Origin of the sequence: Pseudomonas asiatica (assembly GCF_040214835.1) — a bacterium.
Classification (GTDB): Bacteria; Pseudomonadota; Gammaproteobacteria; order Pseudomonadales; family Pseudomonadaceae; genus Aquipseudomonas; species Aquipseudomonas putida_Z.
In genome coordinates this window covers 5,253,134-5,269,952 of the sequence record NZ_CP157874.1, presented here as the reverse complement: position 1 = coordinate 5,269,952, position 16,819 = coordinate 5,253,134, and the positions used below count along the sequence as shown (strand labels likewise).

Here is a 16,819-nt window from a genome sequence, read left to right as displayed (position 1 = left end):
AATGAGGACCAATGTAATGGGTAAGAATGTCGTCGTCCTGGGCACCCAGTGGGGTGATGAGGGCAAAGGCAAGATCGTCGATCTGCTGACCGAACATGCTGCCGCCGTAGTGCGCTACCAGGGTGGCCACAACGCGGGTCACACCCTGGTGATCAACGGTGAAAAGACCGTTCTGCACCTGATTCCGTCCGGTATCCTGCGTGAAGGCGTACAGTGCCTGATCGGCAACGGCGTGGTCGTTGCCCCGGATGCCCTGATGCGTGAAATCACCAAGCTGGAAGAGAAGGGCGTGCCGGTGCGCGAGCGCCTGCGCATCAGCCCGGCTGCGCCGCTGATCCTGTCGTACCACGTTGCCCTGGACCAGGCCCGCGAAAAAGCCCGTGGCGAAGCCAAGATCGGCACCACCGGCCGTGGTATCGGCCCAGCCTACGAAGACAAGGTCGCACGCCGCGGCCTGCGCGTGGGCGACCTGTTCCACCGCGAGCGTTTCGCCGCCAAGCTGGGTGAACTGCTGGACTACCACAACTTCCAGCTGGTGAACTACTACAAAGAGCCGGCCATCGACTTCCAGCAGACCCTGGACGAATGCATGGCCTACGCCGAACAGCTCAAGCCGATGATGCTCGACGTCACCGCCGAGCTGCACAACCTGCGTCGCGCCGGCAAGGACATCATGTTCGAAGGTGCCCAGGGCTCGCTGCTGGACATCGACCACGGTACCTACCCGTACGTCACCAGCTCCAACACCACCGCTGGCGGTATCTCCACCGGTTCTGGCGTTGGCCCGATGTACCTGGACTACATCCTGGGTATCACCAAGGCCTACACCACTCGCGTAGGTTCCGGTCCGTTCCCGACCGAACTGTTCGACGAGACTGGCGCTACCCTGGCCAAGCGTGGCCATGAGTTCGGCTCCACCACCGGCCGTGCGCGCCGTTGCGGCTGGTTCGATGCCGTCATCCTGCGTCGCGCCATCGACGTCAACAGCATCTCGGGCATCTGCCTGACCAAGCTGGACGTACTGGATGGCCTGGAAACCATCAACATCTGCGTTGGCTACAAGAACGAGAACGGTGCCGTCATCGACGCGCCTTCCGATGCCGACAGCTACATTGGCCTGGAGCCGGTGTACGAAGAGATGCCAGGCTGGAGCGAGTCGACCCTGGGCGTGAAAACCCTGGAAGATCTGCCAGCCAACGCTCGCGCCTACATCAAGCGCATCGAAGCGCTGATCGGCGCGCCGATCGACATCATCTCCACCGGCCCGGACCGCAACGAGACCATCGTTCTGCGTCATCCGTTCGCCTGATCTGCCTTCCAGGCTGATCTGACGCCGTGGCCCTGAAAGGGGCTGCGGCGTTTTCATTTGTGGGGTATGCCTGTCCCGGCCCTTTCGCGGGTAAACCCGCTCCCACAGGTACCGCACAGTCCTCAGGACCTGCGCGGTCCATGTGGGAGCGGGTTCACCCGCGAAGAGGCCCGTGCGGGCAACCTCATTGCTAGACCTTGGCACATTTCCCTGCTGCCCTCGGCACAACCCTTGCTGTAAGAAGTTTCTGAAGATGCCATCAAAATAGTGGCGCCAGAAAACACGAGGGTTACACCGTGTCTGCCATCCTCTCACTGTTACGAAGCCGCCTTTTGCGGCCTGTGTTTGTTGCCCTTGGTATCGCTCTTTTGGTGCAGGTGCTGGTCGCCGTTGCGCTTACCCGAAGCACGGTCACCGCCTTGGAAGCCGACCTGGGCGAACGCTTGGGCAATGACAGCCGCCAGCTCGCCAGTGAGCTGGAGCAAGCCGGGCAAGACGTGCGCTCAGGCCTCGACGGCCTCTCCAGCAGCACCCGCCAGCGCCTTAGCGCAGGTTTGTCGGCGCGCCTGCAAAGCGAGCAGCAGCAGCTGCGCAGCACGTTGGAAAAGAACCTCAAGGACTCCGCCAACGATATGGCCGAGCTGCTGGCGTCGGTCGCACCGCGGGCGATATGGGACAACGACGTGCCGGTGCTCTCCGACTTCGCTCGGCGTGCGCAGCGCAACCCTAACGTGCTGTTCGTGGTCTACGACGACGCCCAGGGCCAGCACCTGACTCGCTACCTGAACCGGCAAAACCCGATCAACCAGGCATTGATGGACAAAGGCCAGGGCGAGCGTGCGCTGGACAAGGTGATCGACGCGGCCCGGCGCGACCCGGCGGTGTACTTCGTCGAGGCCTCGATCAACCCCAATGGTGCAGAAATCGGCAAGGTGGTGATGGGCGTTTCCACCGCTGGCATCGACCAGGAGCTCAAGGCCCTCGACCAGCGCTTCGCCGCCCTGATCGCCAGCGGCGAGCAACTGGTCGGCGACAGCCTGGTCGGTGCTGCAGCCGACAGTGGCAAGACCTTGCGCGAGCGCCTGGAAAAGGCGCAGGGCAGCGCAGCCGCGATGCAGGCCAATACCGCACAGACCGTGCGTGATGCTGCCGCCGAACTGCGCTGGCGCATCGGCCTGGGCCTGATGCTGGTCGGCCTGGGTGTGCTGGTGGTGGTGGCCGTGGTGCTTGGCCGCCGGGTGCTGAGCAAGCTGCGCCTGCTGATTGCCGCCCTCGATGACCTGGCGGCTGGCGAAGGCGACCTGACCAAGCGTGTGCCCCTCGACAGCCGCGACGAAATTGGCGACATGGCTTCGGCGGTGAACCGCTTTGTCGACAAGCTGCAACCCATCGTGCGCGAGGCGGGCGAGGTGGCGCAGCGCACCGGCGTTGAGATTGGCGCGATGGCCCAGCGCAATGCCGGCGCCGATGCTGCCGCTGCACTGCAACGCGACGAAGTGGCGGCCAGCCTGCGCGACCTGTCGAGCATGGCCGACGAGGCCCAGGCTGAAAGCCACGCGATGCAGGCAGCCCTGCAGCAGGTGGTGGATATTCGCCAGGCAACTGACGAGAACAGCCGCACATCGACCCAGCTAGCCGGTCTGATCGAGAACCTGGCTGGGCAGGTGGAGGCCGGCTCCCAGGTGATCGAGCGCCTGGCCAAGCAGAGCGAGCAGATCGAAGTGGTGCTGACGGTTATCCACGGCATCGCCGAACAGACCAACCTGCTGGCCTTGAACGCGGCCATCGAAGCCGCCCGTGCTGGCGAAACCGGGCGCGGGTTTGCCGTGGTGGCCGATGAGGTGCGGGCGTTGGCGAGCAAGACGCAAAGTTCCACGGGAGATATCCAGGCGCATATCGCCGCGCTGCAGAAGGGGGCCAAGGAGGCCGTGGCCACCATCAGCCAGGCCGGGCTCAAGGCCAGCGAAGGGCTGCTGGTGCTGCGCGACAACGAGCGCCGCCAGCAGTCGGTGCAGGCAGCGGTGGAGCAGGTGCACGCGGCCATCGGCCTGGCCACCCGGGCGGCCGAGCAGCAGGCGAGCGGGGCGCAGGCAGTGCGTGGACGGGTGGAAACCATACACGCCCAGGCCGAACGCTCGGCCGAGGTGGTGATACAGACCACCGCCAGCAGCAAGGTGCTGGATGACCTGGCGGCACAGCTGCGTGCCAGCCTGGGCCAATTCAGAGCCTGACCCGATCATTGTGGGAGCGGGCGTGCCCGCGAAGCAGGCGACACGGTGGATGGCACCGGCTTCGCCGGTGTTCGCGGGCATGCCCGCTCCCACATCGATCGCGACACAGAGCCCTTGCCTCTGTGGGCAGCAGGGCTGCGCGGTATCTGTGGGAGCGGGCAAGCCCGCGAAGAAGGTTACGCCTTGTTCAGATACATCCGCGTAGTCAGCAGATACACTGGCAACCCCGAAACCACAATCAACAACGCCGCATAAGGCGCTGCCGCCGCGAACTCGACGTTGGCCGTGTGCGCCCACACCTCGGTGGCCAGGGTGGTCATGCCGGTCGGGCTGAGCAGCAAGGTAGCTGTCAGTTCCTTCATGGCATCCAGGAACACCAGGGCAAAGGCTGCCGCCATGGCCGGGAAGATGATCGGCAGGGTCACCCGGCAGAACGCGGCAAAGCTGCTCGCGCCCAAGGTCCGTGCCGCTTCCTCCAGGGTAGGTGAAGCCTTGTTCAGTGCGGTGCGCACCGGCGACTGCGCCAGCGGCAGGAACAGCAGCGCATAGGCCAGCAGCAACAGTGCCGTGGTCTGGTACAGCGCCGGCACGTAATGCAGGGCGAAGAACACCAGGGTCAGGGCAATCACCAGGCCGGGCAGGGCGTGCAACAGGTATGGCAGGCGCTCGGCCCAGATTGCCAGGCGGCCCTTGTAGCGCACCACCAGGAAGCTGATTGGCAGGGCTAGCAACACGCAGAAACCGGCCCCCCCCAGCGACACCGACAACGAGGTGAACAGCGCCTTGGAAATGGCTGCCACAGGGAATGCCGCCGATGAACCCACGCTCAACCAGTAGCCGAGCATGGCCAGCGGAATACCGCTGCCCAACACCGCCAGGCCCACGCAGAACAGTTGCGCCAGCACTGCCCAGCCACGCAGCCGCACCGGTTGTGCTCGCCGCGCTACACCCTGGCCGATGCGCACATGACGGGCTTTGCCGCGTACCCGCAGTTCAAGCCACAGCATCACCAGGCACATCGCCAACAGTACGGCGGACAGCATGGCCGCGTTGGCATTGCTGAACTCCAGTTCGAACTGCTGGTAAATCGCCGTGGTGAAGGTTTGCAAGCCGAGGATCGACAAGGCGCCGAACTCCACCAGCATGTGCAGGGCGATCAGCAGTGCGCCGCCCAGCATCGATGGCCACAGCAGCGGCAGGGTGACCTTGATGAATACGCCCCAGCGGCTGCAACCCAGCGTACGTGCCGATTCCTCCAGCGAGGTATCGAGGTTGCGCAGGGTCGCGGCCACCGGCAGGAACACCAGTGGGTACTTGGACAGGGCCATGACCATGATCGCCCCGCCCAGCCCTTCGAAGTCCGAGCTCAGCGACACCCAGGTGAAGCTGCTGACGAACGACGGCACGGCGAACGGCAGGCACAGCACCACGCCCCACAGCCGACGGCCGGCCAGGTTGCTGCGCTCAAGCAGCCAGGCCAGGGCCAGGCCGACCACCATGCAGGTCAGCGTCACCCCGACCATCAGCATCAGGGTGTTGCGCATCAGCCCCCAGACAAACGGCCGCCACAGCAGGTGCAAGGCTTCGCGCCAGCCGGCCTCCCAGGCTTTCATGGCAACGTACAGCAAAGGCAGCAAGCTCATCGCTACCAGGAACAGCACAGGCAGCACTACCCAGACGGAGGGGCGCTTGCGGCGCGGTACGAAGCGTACCGGCACCGGCTCGGACAGGGCGGCAGTCATCAGAGCAGGCCGACCTCGCGCTCAAGCTCGATCGCTTCCTCGGCATTGCCCAGGTCGGCTGGTGAGATCTTCGGTGGGCGCAGGTCTTCGAACGGTTTCAGGCCACGGTCGGAGACCATGCCTTTGTGCAGCGGGTACTCGGCGGTGGTCTGGGTGATCACGCGCTGGCCTTCTTCGCTGGCCATCCAGTTGAGCAGGGCCTGGGCTTCTTTCGGGTGTTTGCTGGCCTTGACCACGGCTGCACCGGAAATGGTGACCAGGTTGCCGGCATCGCCATCGGCCAGGTAGTAGAGCTTGGTGTCCAGCTTGCCGCGCTCGCGCTCCAGCGCATACCAGTAATAGTTGTTCACCAGTACCGCAGCCACTTCGCCTTTTTCCACGGCTTTGAGGGCGACCATGTTGTTGGTGTAGGTCTTGCCGAATGCCTTCAGGCCGGTCAGCCATTCTTCGGTGGCTTCTCGCCCGTGCATTTTCAGGATGGCCACGGCCTGTTCCTGGAAGGCGCCGCTGGTGGGCACATAGCCGACACGGCCTTCCCACTCAGGGTTGGCAAAGTCCATCACTGTGGTCGGCAGGTCTTTCTCGTCGACCTTCTTCGGGTTGAACACGACGATGCGCGTACGGGCGGTAATGCCCATCCAGGTGCCGTTGGCGCCAACGTACTCCTTGGGCATCATGTTCGCGGTGGCGTCGTCGATCTTCGCCAACAGGCCCAGTTCGCCCAGGTTGTTCAGGGGAGGGGACTCTTCGGTATAGATGATGTCGGCCGGCGAGCGCTCGCCTTCCTCGATGATCTGGCTGGCCAGCTGGTTGCTGCTGCCCTTGCGGATATCGATGTGGATGCCGGTCTTGGCCTCGTAGGCCTTGGCGATGGCCTCGCCGATTTCCTTGTGCTGACCGTTGTACATGGTCAGGGTGACCGGTGCGTCTGCCATGGCGGCCGGAGCGCCGATGACCAGGCTCAGCACGGCGGCGGCCAAGGTACGCATCAGCGGTTGCGGGCGGATCGTCATGCGGGTACTTCCTCGCTTACGGCTACATATTTGGAAACAATGGTAAACGAAATCGTTTCTCAAGTGGCCGGGTGACGAGAAATTCATGGTCAGACCATGGTGCAAGAGGCTGAAGGTGTGTTGGCTGTGCTGGCCTCTTCGCGGGTAAACCCGCTCCCACAGGGAAATCACAGGTCTTGAGGGGGGGAAATACCTGTGGGAGCGGCTTTAGCAGCGAAGAGGCCGGTGCAGGTTTGCACCTATGATCGAAAGAGGAGGGATACAAAAATCGCAGGCAAGAAAAAACCCACTAGCAAGCTAGTGGGTTTTTGTATGGTGCCCAGGAGAAGACTCGAACTTCCACGACCGTTAAGTCACTGATACCTGAAACCAGCGCGTCTACCAATTCCGCCACCTGGGCAAAGCTTTACATCATCTGGAGAAGGCGACTATCGTTCGCTTTCACACAGTAGTAACAGATCCTTGGTCATCTGTTACTTGAAAATATTTGGTGCCCAGGAGAAGACTCGAACTTCCACGGCCGTTAAGCCACTGATACCTGAAACCAGCGCGTCTACCAATTCCGCCACCTGGGCACACATTCGAGATTACTTGATGCTTTACAGCGCCGCTCATCTCTACTACAACTTCGGGGTTGTCCGTCGTTGTGGTGCGCACTATACGGACGGTCCGGGGGGCTGTAAACCCCCCAAGCGAAAAAAATTTCAAAAAATTCAACTTGTTGATTCCGCAGGCCTATTCCTGCTCGCCGGAGGCGCCGGTGGGGCTGTCCAAGGCTGACATTTCCGGTTTCAATACGCCTATGCCAGAATTCATATCTATATACCCCAAGGTGAACCCCTTCTGATGGCCGATTGGCAATCCCTCGATCCCGAGGCCGCTCGCGAAGCGGAAAAATACGACAACCCCATTCCCAGCCGTGAGCTGATCCTGCAGCGCCTCGCCGACCGTGGCGAACCGGCCGCACGCGAGGAGCTGGCGGCCGAGTTCGGTCTTTACGACGAAGACCAGATCGAAGCCCTGCGCCGCCGACTGCGTGCAATGGAGCGCGATGGCCAGCTTATCTATACCCGGCGCGGCACTTATGCCCCGGTAGACAAGCTGGACCTGATCTGCGGCCGCGTCTCTGGTCACCGCGACGGCTTCGGCTTCCTTATTCCGGACGACGGCAGCGAAGATCTGTTCCTCAGCCCGTCGCAGATGCGCCTGGTGTTCGACGGTGACCGCGGCCTGGCCCGCGTATCTGGCGTCGACCGCCGTGGCCGCCGTGAAGGCGTGCTGGTCGAAATCATCTCCCGTGCCCACGAAAGCGTGGTCGGCCGTTACTTCGAAGAAGGCGGTATCGGCTACGTGACCCCGGACAACCCGAAGATCCAGCAGGAAGTGCTGGTCACTGCCGGGCGCAACGGCGGTGCCAAGATCGGCCAGTTCGTCGAGATCAAGATCACCCACTGGCCGACCCCGCGCTTCCAGCCGCAAGGCGATGTGGTCGAGGTCATCGGCAACTACATGGCGCCGGGCATGGAAATCGACGTTGCCCTGCGCAGCTACGATATCCCGCACGTCTGGCCCAAGGACGTGATCAAGGAAGCGCGCAAGTTCCGCTCCGAAGTCGAAGAGAAGGACAAGGAGAAGCGCGTCGACCTGCGCCACCTGCCGTTCGTCACCATCGACGGCGAGGACGCCCGTGACTTCGACGACGCCGTCTATTGCGAGCCGCTGGGCAAGCTGCGCCTGTTCTCCGGCGGCTGGCGCCTGTATGTGGCCATTGCCGACGTGTCCAGCTACGTGCGCCTGGGCTCGGCCCTGGACGTCGAGGCCCAGCAGCGCGGCAACTCGGTGTACTTCCCCGAGCGCGTGGTGCCGATGCTCCCTGAAGAGCTGTCCAACGGCCTGTGCTCGCTGAACCCGCATGTCGATCGCCTGGCCATGGTCTGTGAAATGACCATGAACAAAGCCGGCCAGATGGTCGACTACCAGTTCTACGAAGGCGTCATCCACTCCCACGCCCGCCTGACCTACAACAAGGTCAGCAGCATGCTCGAGCACTCCCGCACCCGTGAGGGCAAGGCGCTGCGCGAGGAGTACAAGGCAGTCGTGCCGGACCTGAAGAACCTGTACAACCTGTACAAGGTGCTGGTGGAGGCCCGTCACACCCGTGGCGCGATCGACTTCGAGACCCAGGAAACCCGCATCATCTTCGGTGACGAGCGCAAGATCGCGGAAATCCGCCCGACCGTGCGCAACGACGCCCACAAGCTGATCGAGGAATGCATGCTGGCGGCCAACGTGGCCACCGCCGAGTTCCTGCAGAAGCATGGCGTGCCGGCCCTGTACCGCGTGCACGACGGCCCGCCGCCAGAGCGTCTGGAAAAGCTGCGCGCCTTCCTGGGCGAACTGGGCCTGACCCTGCACAAGGGCAAGGACCCGTCGCCGAAGGATTACCAGGCACTGCTGGCGAGCATCGCCGGGCGCCCGGACTTCCACCTGATCCAGACCGTGATGCTGCGTTCGTTGAGCCAGGCGGTGTACAGCACCGACAACAACGGCCACTTCGGCCTGAACTACGAGGCGTACACCCACTTCACCTCGCCGATCCGTCGCTATCCGGACCTGCTGGTGCACCGCGCCATCCGCAGCATCATCCGTTCCAGGGTCGAAACCCCGCACGTCAAGCGTGCCGGCGCCATGAGCATCCCCAAGGCGCGCATCTACCCGTACGACGAGAACACCCTCGAGCAGCTCGGCGAGCAGTGCTCGATGACCGAGCGCCGGGCCGATGAAGCTACCCGTGACGTGGTCAACTGGCTCAAGTGCGAGTTCATGAAGGACCGCGTGGGCGAGACCTTCCCGGGTGTGATCACCGCGGTGACCGGTTTCGGCCTGTTCGTCGAGCTGACCGATATCTATGTGGAAGGCCTGGTGCACGTCAGTGCGCTGCCGGGCGACTACTACCACTTCGACCCGGTGCACCACCGCCTGTCTGGCGAGCGTACCGGGCGCAGCTTCCGCCTGGGCGACACGATCGAGGTCAAGGTCATGCGCGTCGACCTCGACGAGCGCAAGATCGACTTCGAAGTGTCGGAAAAGACCCTCGCCGCCCCGATCGGCCGCAAGCAGCGTGGTGCCGCACCGGCTGCCGGCCAGGCCGAGCAGGCCCCGGTCGAGGCCAAGGCCACGCCGAAGCCGCGCAGCCGCAAGAGCGAGACCGCCGAGGCGTACTTCCCGAAAGACGCTGTGCAGCGTAACGCCGAAGTACGCAAGAGCCGCGAAATGAAGAAGGCGCTGATGAGCGAGGCGCGCAGTGGCGGCCATGCCAGCAGCAAGTCGGACAAGGGTGGCAAGGCCTCCGGCAAGCCGACCAAGCACCGTAAAGGCCCGTCGAAGTCCGGCGCGCCACGCAAGAGCAAGAGCAAGTCATGAGTCAGCTGGAAAAGATCTACGGCGTGCACGCCGTGCAGGCATTGCTGCAGCACCATCCGAAGCGGGTCAAGCAGATCTGGCTGTCGGAAGGGCGCAGCGAGCCGCGCCTGCAGGCGCTGCTGGCGCTGGCCGCGGAAAATCGCGTGGCGGTCGGCCAGGCCGAGCGCCGTGAGATGGATGCCTGGGTAGAGGGCGTGCATCAGGGTGTGGTCGCCGAGGTGAGCCCGAGCCAGGTCTGGGGCGAGTTGATGCTCGAGGAATTGCTCGAACGCACCGAAACACCCCCGCTGATCCTGGTGCTGGATGGCGTGACCGACCCGCACAACCTTGGCGCCTGCCTGCGTACCGCCGATGCCGCCGGTGCCACGGCAGTGGTGGTGCCCAAGGACAAGTCCGCAACCCTGACGCCGGTCGTGCGCAAGGTGGCCTGTGGCGCTGCGGAGGTGATCCCGCTGGTGGCCGTGACCAACCTGGCGCGCACCCTGGAAAAACTGCAGCAGCGTGGCCTGTGGGTGGTAGGTACCGCCGGCGAGGCCGAACAGGAAATCTACCAGCAGGACCTGACCGGGCCGCTGGTGATGATCATGGGCGCGGAAGGCAAGGGCATGCGCCGGCTGACCCGCGAGCATTGCGATTTCCTGGTGAAGTTGCCGATGGGCGGTAGTGTCAGTAGCCTGAACGTGTCGGTGGCGACTGGCGTGTGCCTGTTCGAGGCTGTGCGTCAGCGTCAGGCCAAGCGCTGATCTATAACCTGCGCCGGCCTCTTCGCGGGCGCGCCCGCTCCCACAGGTAATCTGCAATGCCAAAGGCAGCAGTTGATCTGTGGGAGCGGGCGTGCCCGCGAATCGGGCCTGACACATTCTGAATATTTTTCAGGCTGTTCAAATATTCACCAATCACCTTGCTTGTACGCCTCGCCTTCTCTACAATTGCGCCCCTTGCCGAGCTGGCAGGCGCGCATGTGCCTCCCCTCCGTGCAAGACATACAGTGTCATTCACTCCTTGTCTGACCAGATTCGCTGGCAGACTACTAACCCGTAAGGAGCATTCATGCGTCATTACGAAATCATCTTCCTGGTTCACCCGGACCAGAGCGAGCAAGTCGGCGGCATGGTTGAGCGTTACACCAAGCTGATCGAAGAAGATGGTGGCAAGATCCACCGCCTGGAAGACTGGGGCCGTCGTCAACTGGCCTACGCAATCAACAATGTTCACAAGGCTCACTACGTGATGCTGAACGTTGAGTGCACCGGCAAGGCCCTGGCCGAGCTGGAAGACAACTTCCGCTACAACGATGCCGTTATCCGTAACCTGGTCATCCGTCGCGACGAAGCCGTTACCGGCCAGTCCGAGATGCTGAAGGCTGAAGAAAACCGCAGCGAGCGCCGTGAGCGTCGTGAGCGTCCTGAGCATGCTGAATCCGCCGACGGCGACGACAGCAATGACAGCGACTCCAGCGATAACGCTGACGAGTAATCCACGGACCTTTAGAGGAGCCTATTAAATGGCACGTTTCTTCCGTCGTCGTAAATTCTGCCGCTTCACTGCTGAAGACGTGAAAGAGATCGACTTCAAAGATCTCAACACCCTGAAAGCTTACGTATCCGAAACCGGCAAGATCGTTCCAAGCCGTATCACCGGTACCAAAGCTCGTTATCAGCGTCAGCTGGCTACCGCTATCAAGCGCGCCCGCTTCCTGGCCCTGCTGCCCTACACCGACAGCCACGGCCGCTGAGACCGGGTCGTCGACAAGCAGTAAGGGATTAGCATGCGAGCGTTAGCAAGTTTCATCATGCGCGGTCGTGTGCAGGCCACCCTGGTGGTGGTCATCAGCGCGGTACTGCCGCTGCTGTTCTGGTTGAGTGCCGCTGCCGGCAGCCTTGTGCTGCTGCGGCGTGGGTTCAAGGATGCTACAACGGTCATCGCCGGCGGCCTGCTGGCCGGGCTGGCCGTGTGGGTCATGGGCGATCCCATCACCTTTCTGGTGATCGCGGGTGCCCTGGGCCTGGCTGCGCTGTTGCGCGCCGAGCATCCCTGGAGCCGGGTGTTGCTGGTCAGTGCCGTGTTCGCCGTGGCTTTCAGCCTCGTGCTCGATCTGGCGCTGGCGCAAACCTTCGATGTGCTGGCCAAGGCGTTTGCCGAAGCCATGCCGAAAATCGAGGGGCAACCGGTGCTCTCCGGTGAGCTGATCCGCCCTGTGCTGGTCGCTTCCACAGCAGTGACGGTGCAATTGTTCAGTGTGCTGGCCCTGGTGCTGGCGCGCTACTGGCAGGCAGCGTTGTACAACCCTGGAGGCTTCGGTCGCGAGTTTCGCGCCCTGAAGTTGCCGAAACAGACCATGGCGGTCTTGGTGGCAGTGATGGTGGTGGCCCCGTTCATCGGGCCGCAGTTCATCGTCCTGGCATCGGCCTCGAGCCTGGTACTGGTGCTGGCCGGCATCGCCTTGATGCACGGGCTGGTGGCGCAGGGGCGACTGGCCGGTTTCTGGCTGGTGGGCATGTACGTGACGTTGCCGCTGATCATGCAGCTGATTTATCCGTTGCTGGTGGTTTTGGCCGTTGTCGACAGCCTGATTGATTTTCGCGGTCGCAAGTCCCCCAAGGGGAATGACTCCGCGAACGGTGAAGGTTAAAAGTTAAGAGGTTTTACCAAATGGAACTGATCCTGCTGGAAAAAGTCGCTAACCTGGGCAACCTGGGCGACAAAGTAAAAGTTAAGGCTGGTTACGGCCGTAACTTCCTGCTGCCATTCGGCAAGGCCACCGTTGCCAACGCCGCCAACCTGGCTGCGTTCGAAGAGCGTCGCGCCGAGCTGGAAAAAGCAGCTGCTGACAAGAAAGCTTCGGCTGAAAGCCGCGCTGCCCAACTGGCCGAGCTGGAAGTGACCATCACTGCCACCGCTGGCGACGAAGGCAAGCTGTTCGGTTCGATCGGCACCCACGACATCGCTGACGCCCTGACCGCCTCCGGCGTTGAAGTGGCCAAGGCTGAAGTTCGTCTGCCGAACGGCACCATCCGTCAGGTTGGCGAATACGACGTAGCCGTGCACCTGCACAGCGATGTTGAAGCCACCGTACGCGTGGTCGTCGTAGCTGCCTAAGCTGCGCTGACTGGCTGGCTCCTTGTGGGTCAGGCGGTTAACATCGGGCACGGTCCTGTTTTCGACAGGCCGTGCCCTTTGTCTTTTTCATCCTCCAGAATTCTTTCGTGGCCATGAACGAGATCACCACCTCCGAACAGCTAGACCTGCAAACCGCAGCCCTGAAGGTGCCGCCGCATTCCATCGAGGCCGAACAGGCCGTGCTCGGTGGCCTGATGCTGGACAACAATGCCTGGGAGCGGGTGCTGGACCAGGTATCGGATGGCGACTTCTACCGGCATGACCACCGCCTGATCTTCCGTGCCGTGCACAAGTTGGCCGACGCCAACCAGCCATTCGACGTGGTGACCCTGCACGAGCAGTTGGACAAGGAAGGCCTTTCTTCGCAAGTCGGTGGGTTGGCGTACCTGGCCGAGCTGGCCAAGAACACCCCGTCGGTAGCCAACATCAAGGCCTACGCCGCGATCATTCGCGAGCGCGCCACCCTGCGCCAGCTGATCAGCATCAGTACCGATATCGCCGACAACGCGTTCAACCCGCAAGGGCGCAACGCCGAAGAGATTCTCGACGACGCCGAGCGGCAGATCTTCCAGATCGCCGAGGCCCGCCCGAAAACCGGCGGCCCGGTGGGGGTCAACGAACTGTTGACCATGGCCATCGACCGTATCGACACGCTGTTCAACTCCGACAGTGACATCACCGGTGTGTCCACCGGCTTTACCGACCTCGACGAGAAGACCAGTGGCCTGCAGGCTGCCGACCTGATCATCGTCGCTGGCCGTCCGTCGATGGGTAAGACCACCTTCGCCATGAACCTGGTGGAAAACGCCGTACTGCGTACCGACAAGGCGGTGCTGGTGTTCTCCCTCGAGATGCCAGGTGAATCGCTGATCATGCGTATGCTCTCGTCCCTGGGCCGTATCGACCAGACCAAGGTGCGTTCCGGCCAGCTGGACGACGACGACTGGCCGCGCCTGACCTCGGCGGTGAATCTGCTCAACGACCGCAAGCTGTTCATCGACGATACCGCCGGCATCAGCCCCTCGGAAATGCGCGCCCGTACCCGCCGCCTGGCCCGTGAGCATGGCGAAATCGCCATGATCATGGTCGACTACCTGCAGCTGATGCAGATCCCGGGTTCGGCCGGCGACAACCGGACCAACGAAATTTCCGAGATCTCCCGCTCGCTCAAGGCCCTGGCCAAGGAATTCAACTGCCCGGTCATCGCCCTGTCGCAGCTGAACCGCTCCCTGGAGCAGCGCCCGAACAAACGCCCGGTGAACTCCGACTTGCGTGAATCCGGTGCGATCGAGCAGGACGCCGACGTGATCATGTTCGTGTACCGCGACGAGGTGTACCACCCCGAGACCGAGCACAAGGGCGTGGCGGAAATCATCATCGGTAAACAGCGTAACGGCCCCATCGGCTTCGTGCGCCTGGCGTTCATCGGCAAGTACACCCGCTTCGAGAACCTTGCGCCGGGCATGTACAACTTCGACGACGACGAATAAGCCACCGGCCTCATCGCCGGCAAGCCATGAATCCGACAACCATCGTCGGATTTGGTCAAAATTTGTGCTATATTCCGCGCCCGCGATTTCCCTGCACACCAGAACCGGTCACTGACATGCAAGCAGCCAAACCACTCTACGACTATCCCAAGTACTGGGCCGAATGTTTCGGGCCAGCACCTTTCCTGCCGATGAGCAGGGAGGAGATGGATCTGCTCGGCTGGGATTCCTGCGACATCATCATCGTGACCGGTGATGCTTACGTCGACCACCCGTCGTTCGGCATGGCCATCATCGGCCGCCTGCTGGAGGCCCAGGGCTTCCGCGTGGGCATCATCGCCCAGCCGAACTGGCAGTCGAAAGACGACTTCATGAAGCTCGGCGAGCCGAACCTGTTCTTCGGCGTGGCCGCGGGCAACATGGACTCTATGATCAACCGCTACACCGCGGACAAGAAGATCCGTTCCGACGACGCCTACACCCCTGGTGGCCTGGCCGGCAGCCGTCCGGACCGCGCCAGCCTGGTGTACAGCCAGCGCTGCAAGGAAGCCTACAAGCATGTGCCGATCGTGCTTGGCGGCATCGAGGCCTCGCTGCGCCGCATCGCCCACTACGACTACTGGCAGGACAAGGTCCGCCACTCGATCCTGATCGACGCCAGCGCCGACATCCTGCTGTTCGGCAACGCCGAGCGCGCGGTGGTCGAGGTGGCCCAGCGCCTGTCCAACGGCGAGAAGATCGAAACCATCACCGATGTGCGCGGCACTGCTTTCGTGCGTCGTGACACGCCTCAGGGCTGGTACGAGATCGATTCGACCCGCATCGACCGCCCGGGCCGCGTCGACAAGATCATCAACCCGTACGTGAATACCCAGGACACCCAGGCCTGTGCCATCGAGCAGGCCAAGGGCGACCAGGAGGACCCGAACGAAGCCAAGGTCGTGCAGATTCTCGACAGCCCGAGCATGACCCGGGAAAAGTCGGTGATCCGCCTGCCGTCGTTCGAGAAGGTGCGTAACGACCCGGTACTCTATGCCCATGCCAACCGGGTGCTGCACCTGGAGACCAACCCGGGCAACGCCCGCGCCCTGGTGCAGAAGCATGGCGAAGTGGATGTGTGGTTCAACCCGCCACCCATCCCCATGAGCACCGAGGAAATGGACTACGTGTTCGGCATGCCCTATGCCCGTGTGCCGCACCCGGCCTACGGCAAGGAGCGCATCCCGGCCTACGAGATGATCCGCTTCTCGGTGAACATCATGCGTGGCTGCTTTGGTGGCTGCACCTTCTGCTCGATCACCGAGCACGAAGGCCGCATCATCCAGAACCGCTCGCACGAGTCGATCCTGCACGAAATCGAAGAGATGCGTGACAAGGTGCCGGGCTTCACCGGCGTGGTCTCCGACCTTGGCGGCCCGACTGCCAACATGTACCGCATCGCCTGCAAGAGCCATGACATCGAGAAGCACTGCCGCAAGCCGTCGTGCGTGTTCCCGGGCATCTGCGAAAACCTCAACACCGACCACAGCTCGCTGATCGAGTTGTACCGCAAGGCTCGTGCCCTGCCGGGTGTGAAGAAGATCCTGATTGCCTCTGGCCTGCGTTATGACTTGGCGGTGGAGTCGCCGGAGTACGTCAAGGAACTGGTCACCCACCATGTCGGCGGTTACCTGAAGATTGCCCCGGAGCACACCGAGCGTGGCCCGCTGGACAAGATGATGAAGCCGGGCATCGGCACCTATGACCGCTTCAAGCGCATGTTCGAGAAGTTCTCGAAAGAGGCGGGCAAGGAGCAGTACCTGATCCCGTACTTCATCGCCGCGCACCCGGGCACCACCGACGAAGACATGATGAACCTGGCCCTGTGGCTGAAGGGCAACGGCTTCCGTGCCGACCAGGTGCAGGCGTTCTACCCGTCGCCGATGGCCTCGGCCACGGCCATGTACCACTCGGGCAAGAACCCGCTGCGCAAGGTGACCTACAAGAGCGAAGGTGTGGATATCGTCAAGAGCGAGGAGCAGCGCCGCCTGCACAAGGCGTTCTTGCGTTACCACGACCCGAAGGGCTGGCCGATGCTGCGTGAGGCGTTGCAGCGCATGGGCCGTGCCGACCTTATCGGGCCGGGCAAGCACCAGCTGATCCCGCTGCACCAGCCGCAGACCGATACCTACCAGAGTGCTCGCCGCAAGAACTCGACCCCGGCGGGTAGCCACAAGGTGGGCAAGGAGCAGAAGGTTCTTACCCAGCACACCGGCCTGCCGCCGCGTGGCAGTGATGGCAGCAAGCCGTGGGACAAGCGTGAAAAAGCCAAGGCCGAAGCGTTTGCGCGTAACCAGCAGGCGGCCAAGGAGCGCAAGGAAGCGGCCAAGGGTGGCAAAGGCAACAAGAAGCCGCGTCAGCCAGTGATCCCGCGTTAACTGGGCGATTCTTGGGGCTGCTTTGCAGCCCATCGCGACACAAGGCCGCTCCTACAATGACCGTGCAAACCCGA

Annotated in this window: 12 protein-coding genes, 2 tRNA genes and 1 pseudogene; 11 read left to right on the top strand and 4 right to left on the bottom strand. The window is 62.8% G+C overall.

What is annotated here, in order from left to right; genetic code table 11:
* Positions 1-16: 16 nt before the first annotated feature.
* The 3 genes and pseudogenes from ABNP31_RS23565 (at position 17) to ABNP31_RS26290 (ending at position 3,540) form a co-directional block, all read left to right on the top strand.
* Entirely contained in the window at positions 17-1,309 is a 1,293-nt protein-coding gene (locus ABNP31_RS23565) for an adenylosuccinate synthase (RefSeq protein WP_061550605.1), read from the top strand.
* 632 nt (positions 1,310-1,941) lie between these two features.
* Positions 1,942-2,634, top strand: a pseudogene (locus tag ABNP31_RS26295) (methyl-accepting chemotaxis protein); the annotation flags it as partial.
* Positions 2,635-2,655: 21 nt separating this feature from the next.
* The gene (locus tag ABNP31_RS26290) at positions 2,656-3,540 is read left to right on the top strand and encodes a methyl-accepting chemotaxis protein (protein WP_433916063.1); all 885 of its coding nucleotides are present in this window, start codon (positions 2,656-2,658) and stop codon (positions 3,538-3,540) included.
* Between the two features lie 176 nt (positions 3,541-3,716).
* Here ABNP31_RS26290 and ABNP31_RS23555 read toward each other — a convergent pair whose 3' ends face one another.
* From ABNP31_RS23555 to ABNP31_RS23540, 4 genes are all read right to left on the bottom strand, one after another.
* The gene (locus tag ABNP31_RS23555; protein ID WP_013974423.1) at positions 3,717-5,282 is read right to left on the bottom strand and encodes an ABC transporter permease; all 1,566 of its coding nucleotides are present in this window, start codon (positions 5,280-5,282) and stop codon (positions 3,717-3,719) included.
* Positions 5,282-6,295, bottom strand: a complete 1,014-nt coding sequence (locus ABNP31_RS23550) for an extracellular solute-binding protein (RefSeq protein WP_085663544.1) — start codon at positions 6,293-6,295, stop codon at positions 5,282-5,284. Before ABNP31_RS23550 ends, ABNP31_RS23555 begins: the two co-directional genes overlap by 1 nt.
* A 313-nt stretch (positions 6,296-6,608) precedes the next feature.
* Positions 6,609-6,695, bottom strand: a tRNA-Leu gene (locus ABNP31_RS23545).
* An 88-nt stretch (positions 6,696-6,783) separates the two neighbouring features.
* Positions 6,784-6,870: transfer RNA gene (locus ABNP31_RS23540), tRNA-Leu, on the bottom strand.
* Between the two features lie 271 nt (positions 6,871-7,141).
* On the opposite strand from ABNP31_RS23540, the gene rnr reads away from it, so the two are divergent.
* The 8 genes from rnr (at position 7,142) to ABNP31_RS23500 (ending at position 16,745) form a co-directional block, all read left to right on the top strand.
* Positions 7,142-9,718 carry a ribonuclease R gene (gene rnr / locus ABNP31_RS23535; RefSeq protein ID WP_025340822.1) on the top strand — a complete coding sequence of 859 codons (2,577 nt, stop codon included), beginning with the start codon at positions 7,142-7,144 and terminating at the stop codon, positions 9,716-9,718.
* Positions 9,715-10,461, top strand: a complete 747-nt coding sequence (gene rlmB / locus ABNP31_RS23530; RefSeq protein WP_003259007.1) for a 23S rRNA (guanosine(2251)-2'-O)-methyltransferase RlmB — start codon at positions 9,715-9,717, stop codon at positions 10,459-10,461. Before rnr ends, rlmB begins: the two co-directional genes overlap by 4 nt.
* Before the next feature lie 307 nt (positions 10,462-10,768).
* A complete protein-coding gene (gene rpsF / locus ABNP31_RS23525; protein ID WP_013974420.1) occupies positions 10,769-11,194 on the top strand; it encodes a 30S ribosomal protein S6 in 426 nt (141 codons plus the stop codon).
* Between the two features lie 28 nt (positions 11,195-11,222).
* Positions 11,223-11,453 carry a 30S ribosomal protein S18 gene (gene rpsR / locus ABNP31_RS23520; RefSeq protein ID WP_003249563.1) on the top strand — a complete coding sequence of 77 codons (231 nt, stop codon included), beginning with the start codon at positions 11,223-11,225 and terminating at the stop codon, positions 11,451-11,453.
* A gap of 33 nt (positions 11,454-11,486) precedes the next feature.
* On the top strand, positions 11,487-12,350 hold the full coding sequence (locus ABNP31_RS23515; protein ID WP_350012819.1) for a hypothetical protein: 864 nt from the start codon (positions 11,487-11,489) through the stop codon (positions 12,348-12,350).
* Positions 12,351-12,370: 20 nt separating this feature from the next.
* The gene (gene rplI / locus ABNP31_RS23510; RefSeq protein ID WP_003249568.1) at positions 12,371-12,817 is read left to right on the top strand and encodes a 50S ribosomal protein L9; all 447 of its coding nucleotides are present in this window, start codon (positions 12,371-12,373) and stop codon (positions 12,815-12,817) included.
* A 113-nt stretch (positions 12,818-12,930) separates the two neighbouring features.
* Positions 12,931-14,328, top strand: a complete 1,398-nt coding sequence (dnaB, locus tag ABNP31_RS23505) for a replicative DNA helicase (RefSeq protein ID WP_009681285.1) — start codon at positions 12,931-12,933, stop codon at positions 14,326-14,328.
* A 116-nt stretch (positions 14,329-14,444) separates the two neighbouring features.
* Positions 14,445-16,745 (top strand): YgiQ family radical SAM protein, encoded by a 2,301-nt coding sequence (locus ABNP31_RS23500; protein WP_025340820.1) that lies wholly within the window; start codon positions 14,445-14,447, stop codon positions 16,743-16,745.
* Positions 16,746-16,819 lie beyond the last annotated feature (74 nt).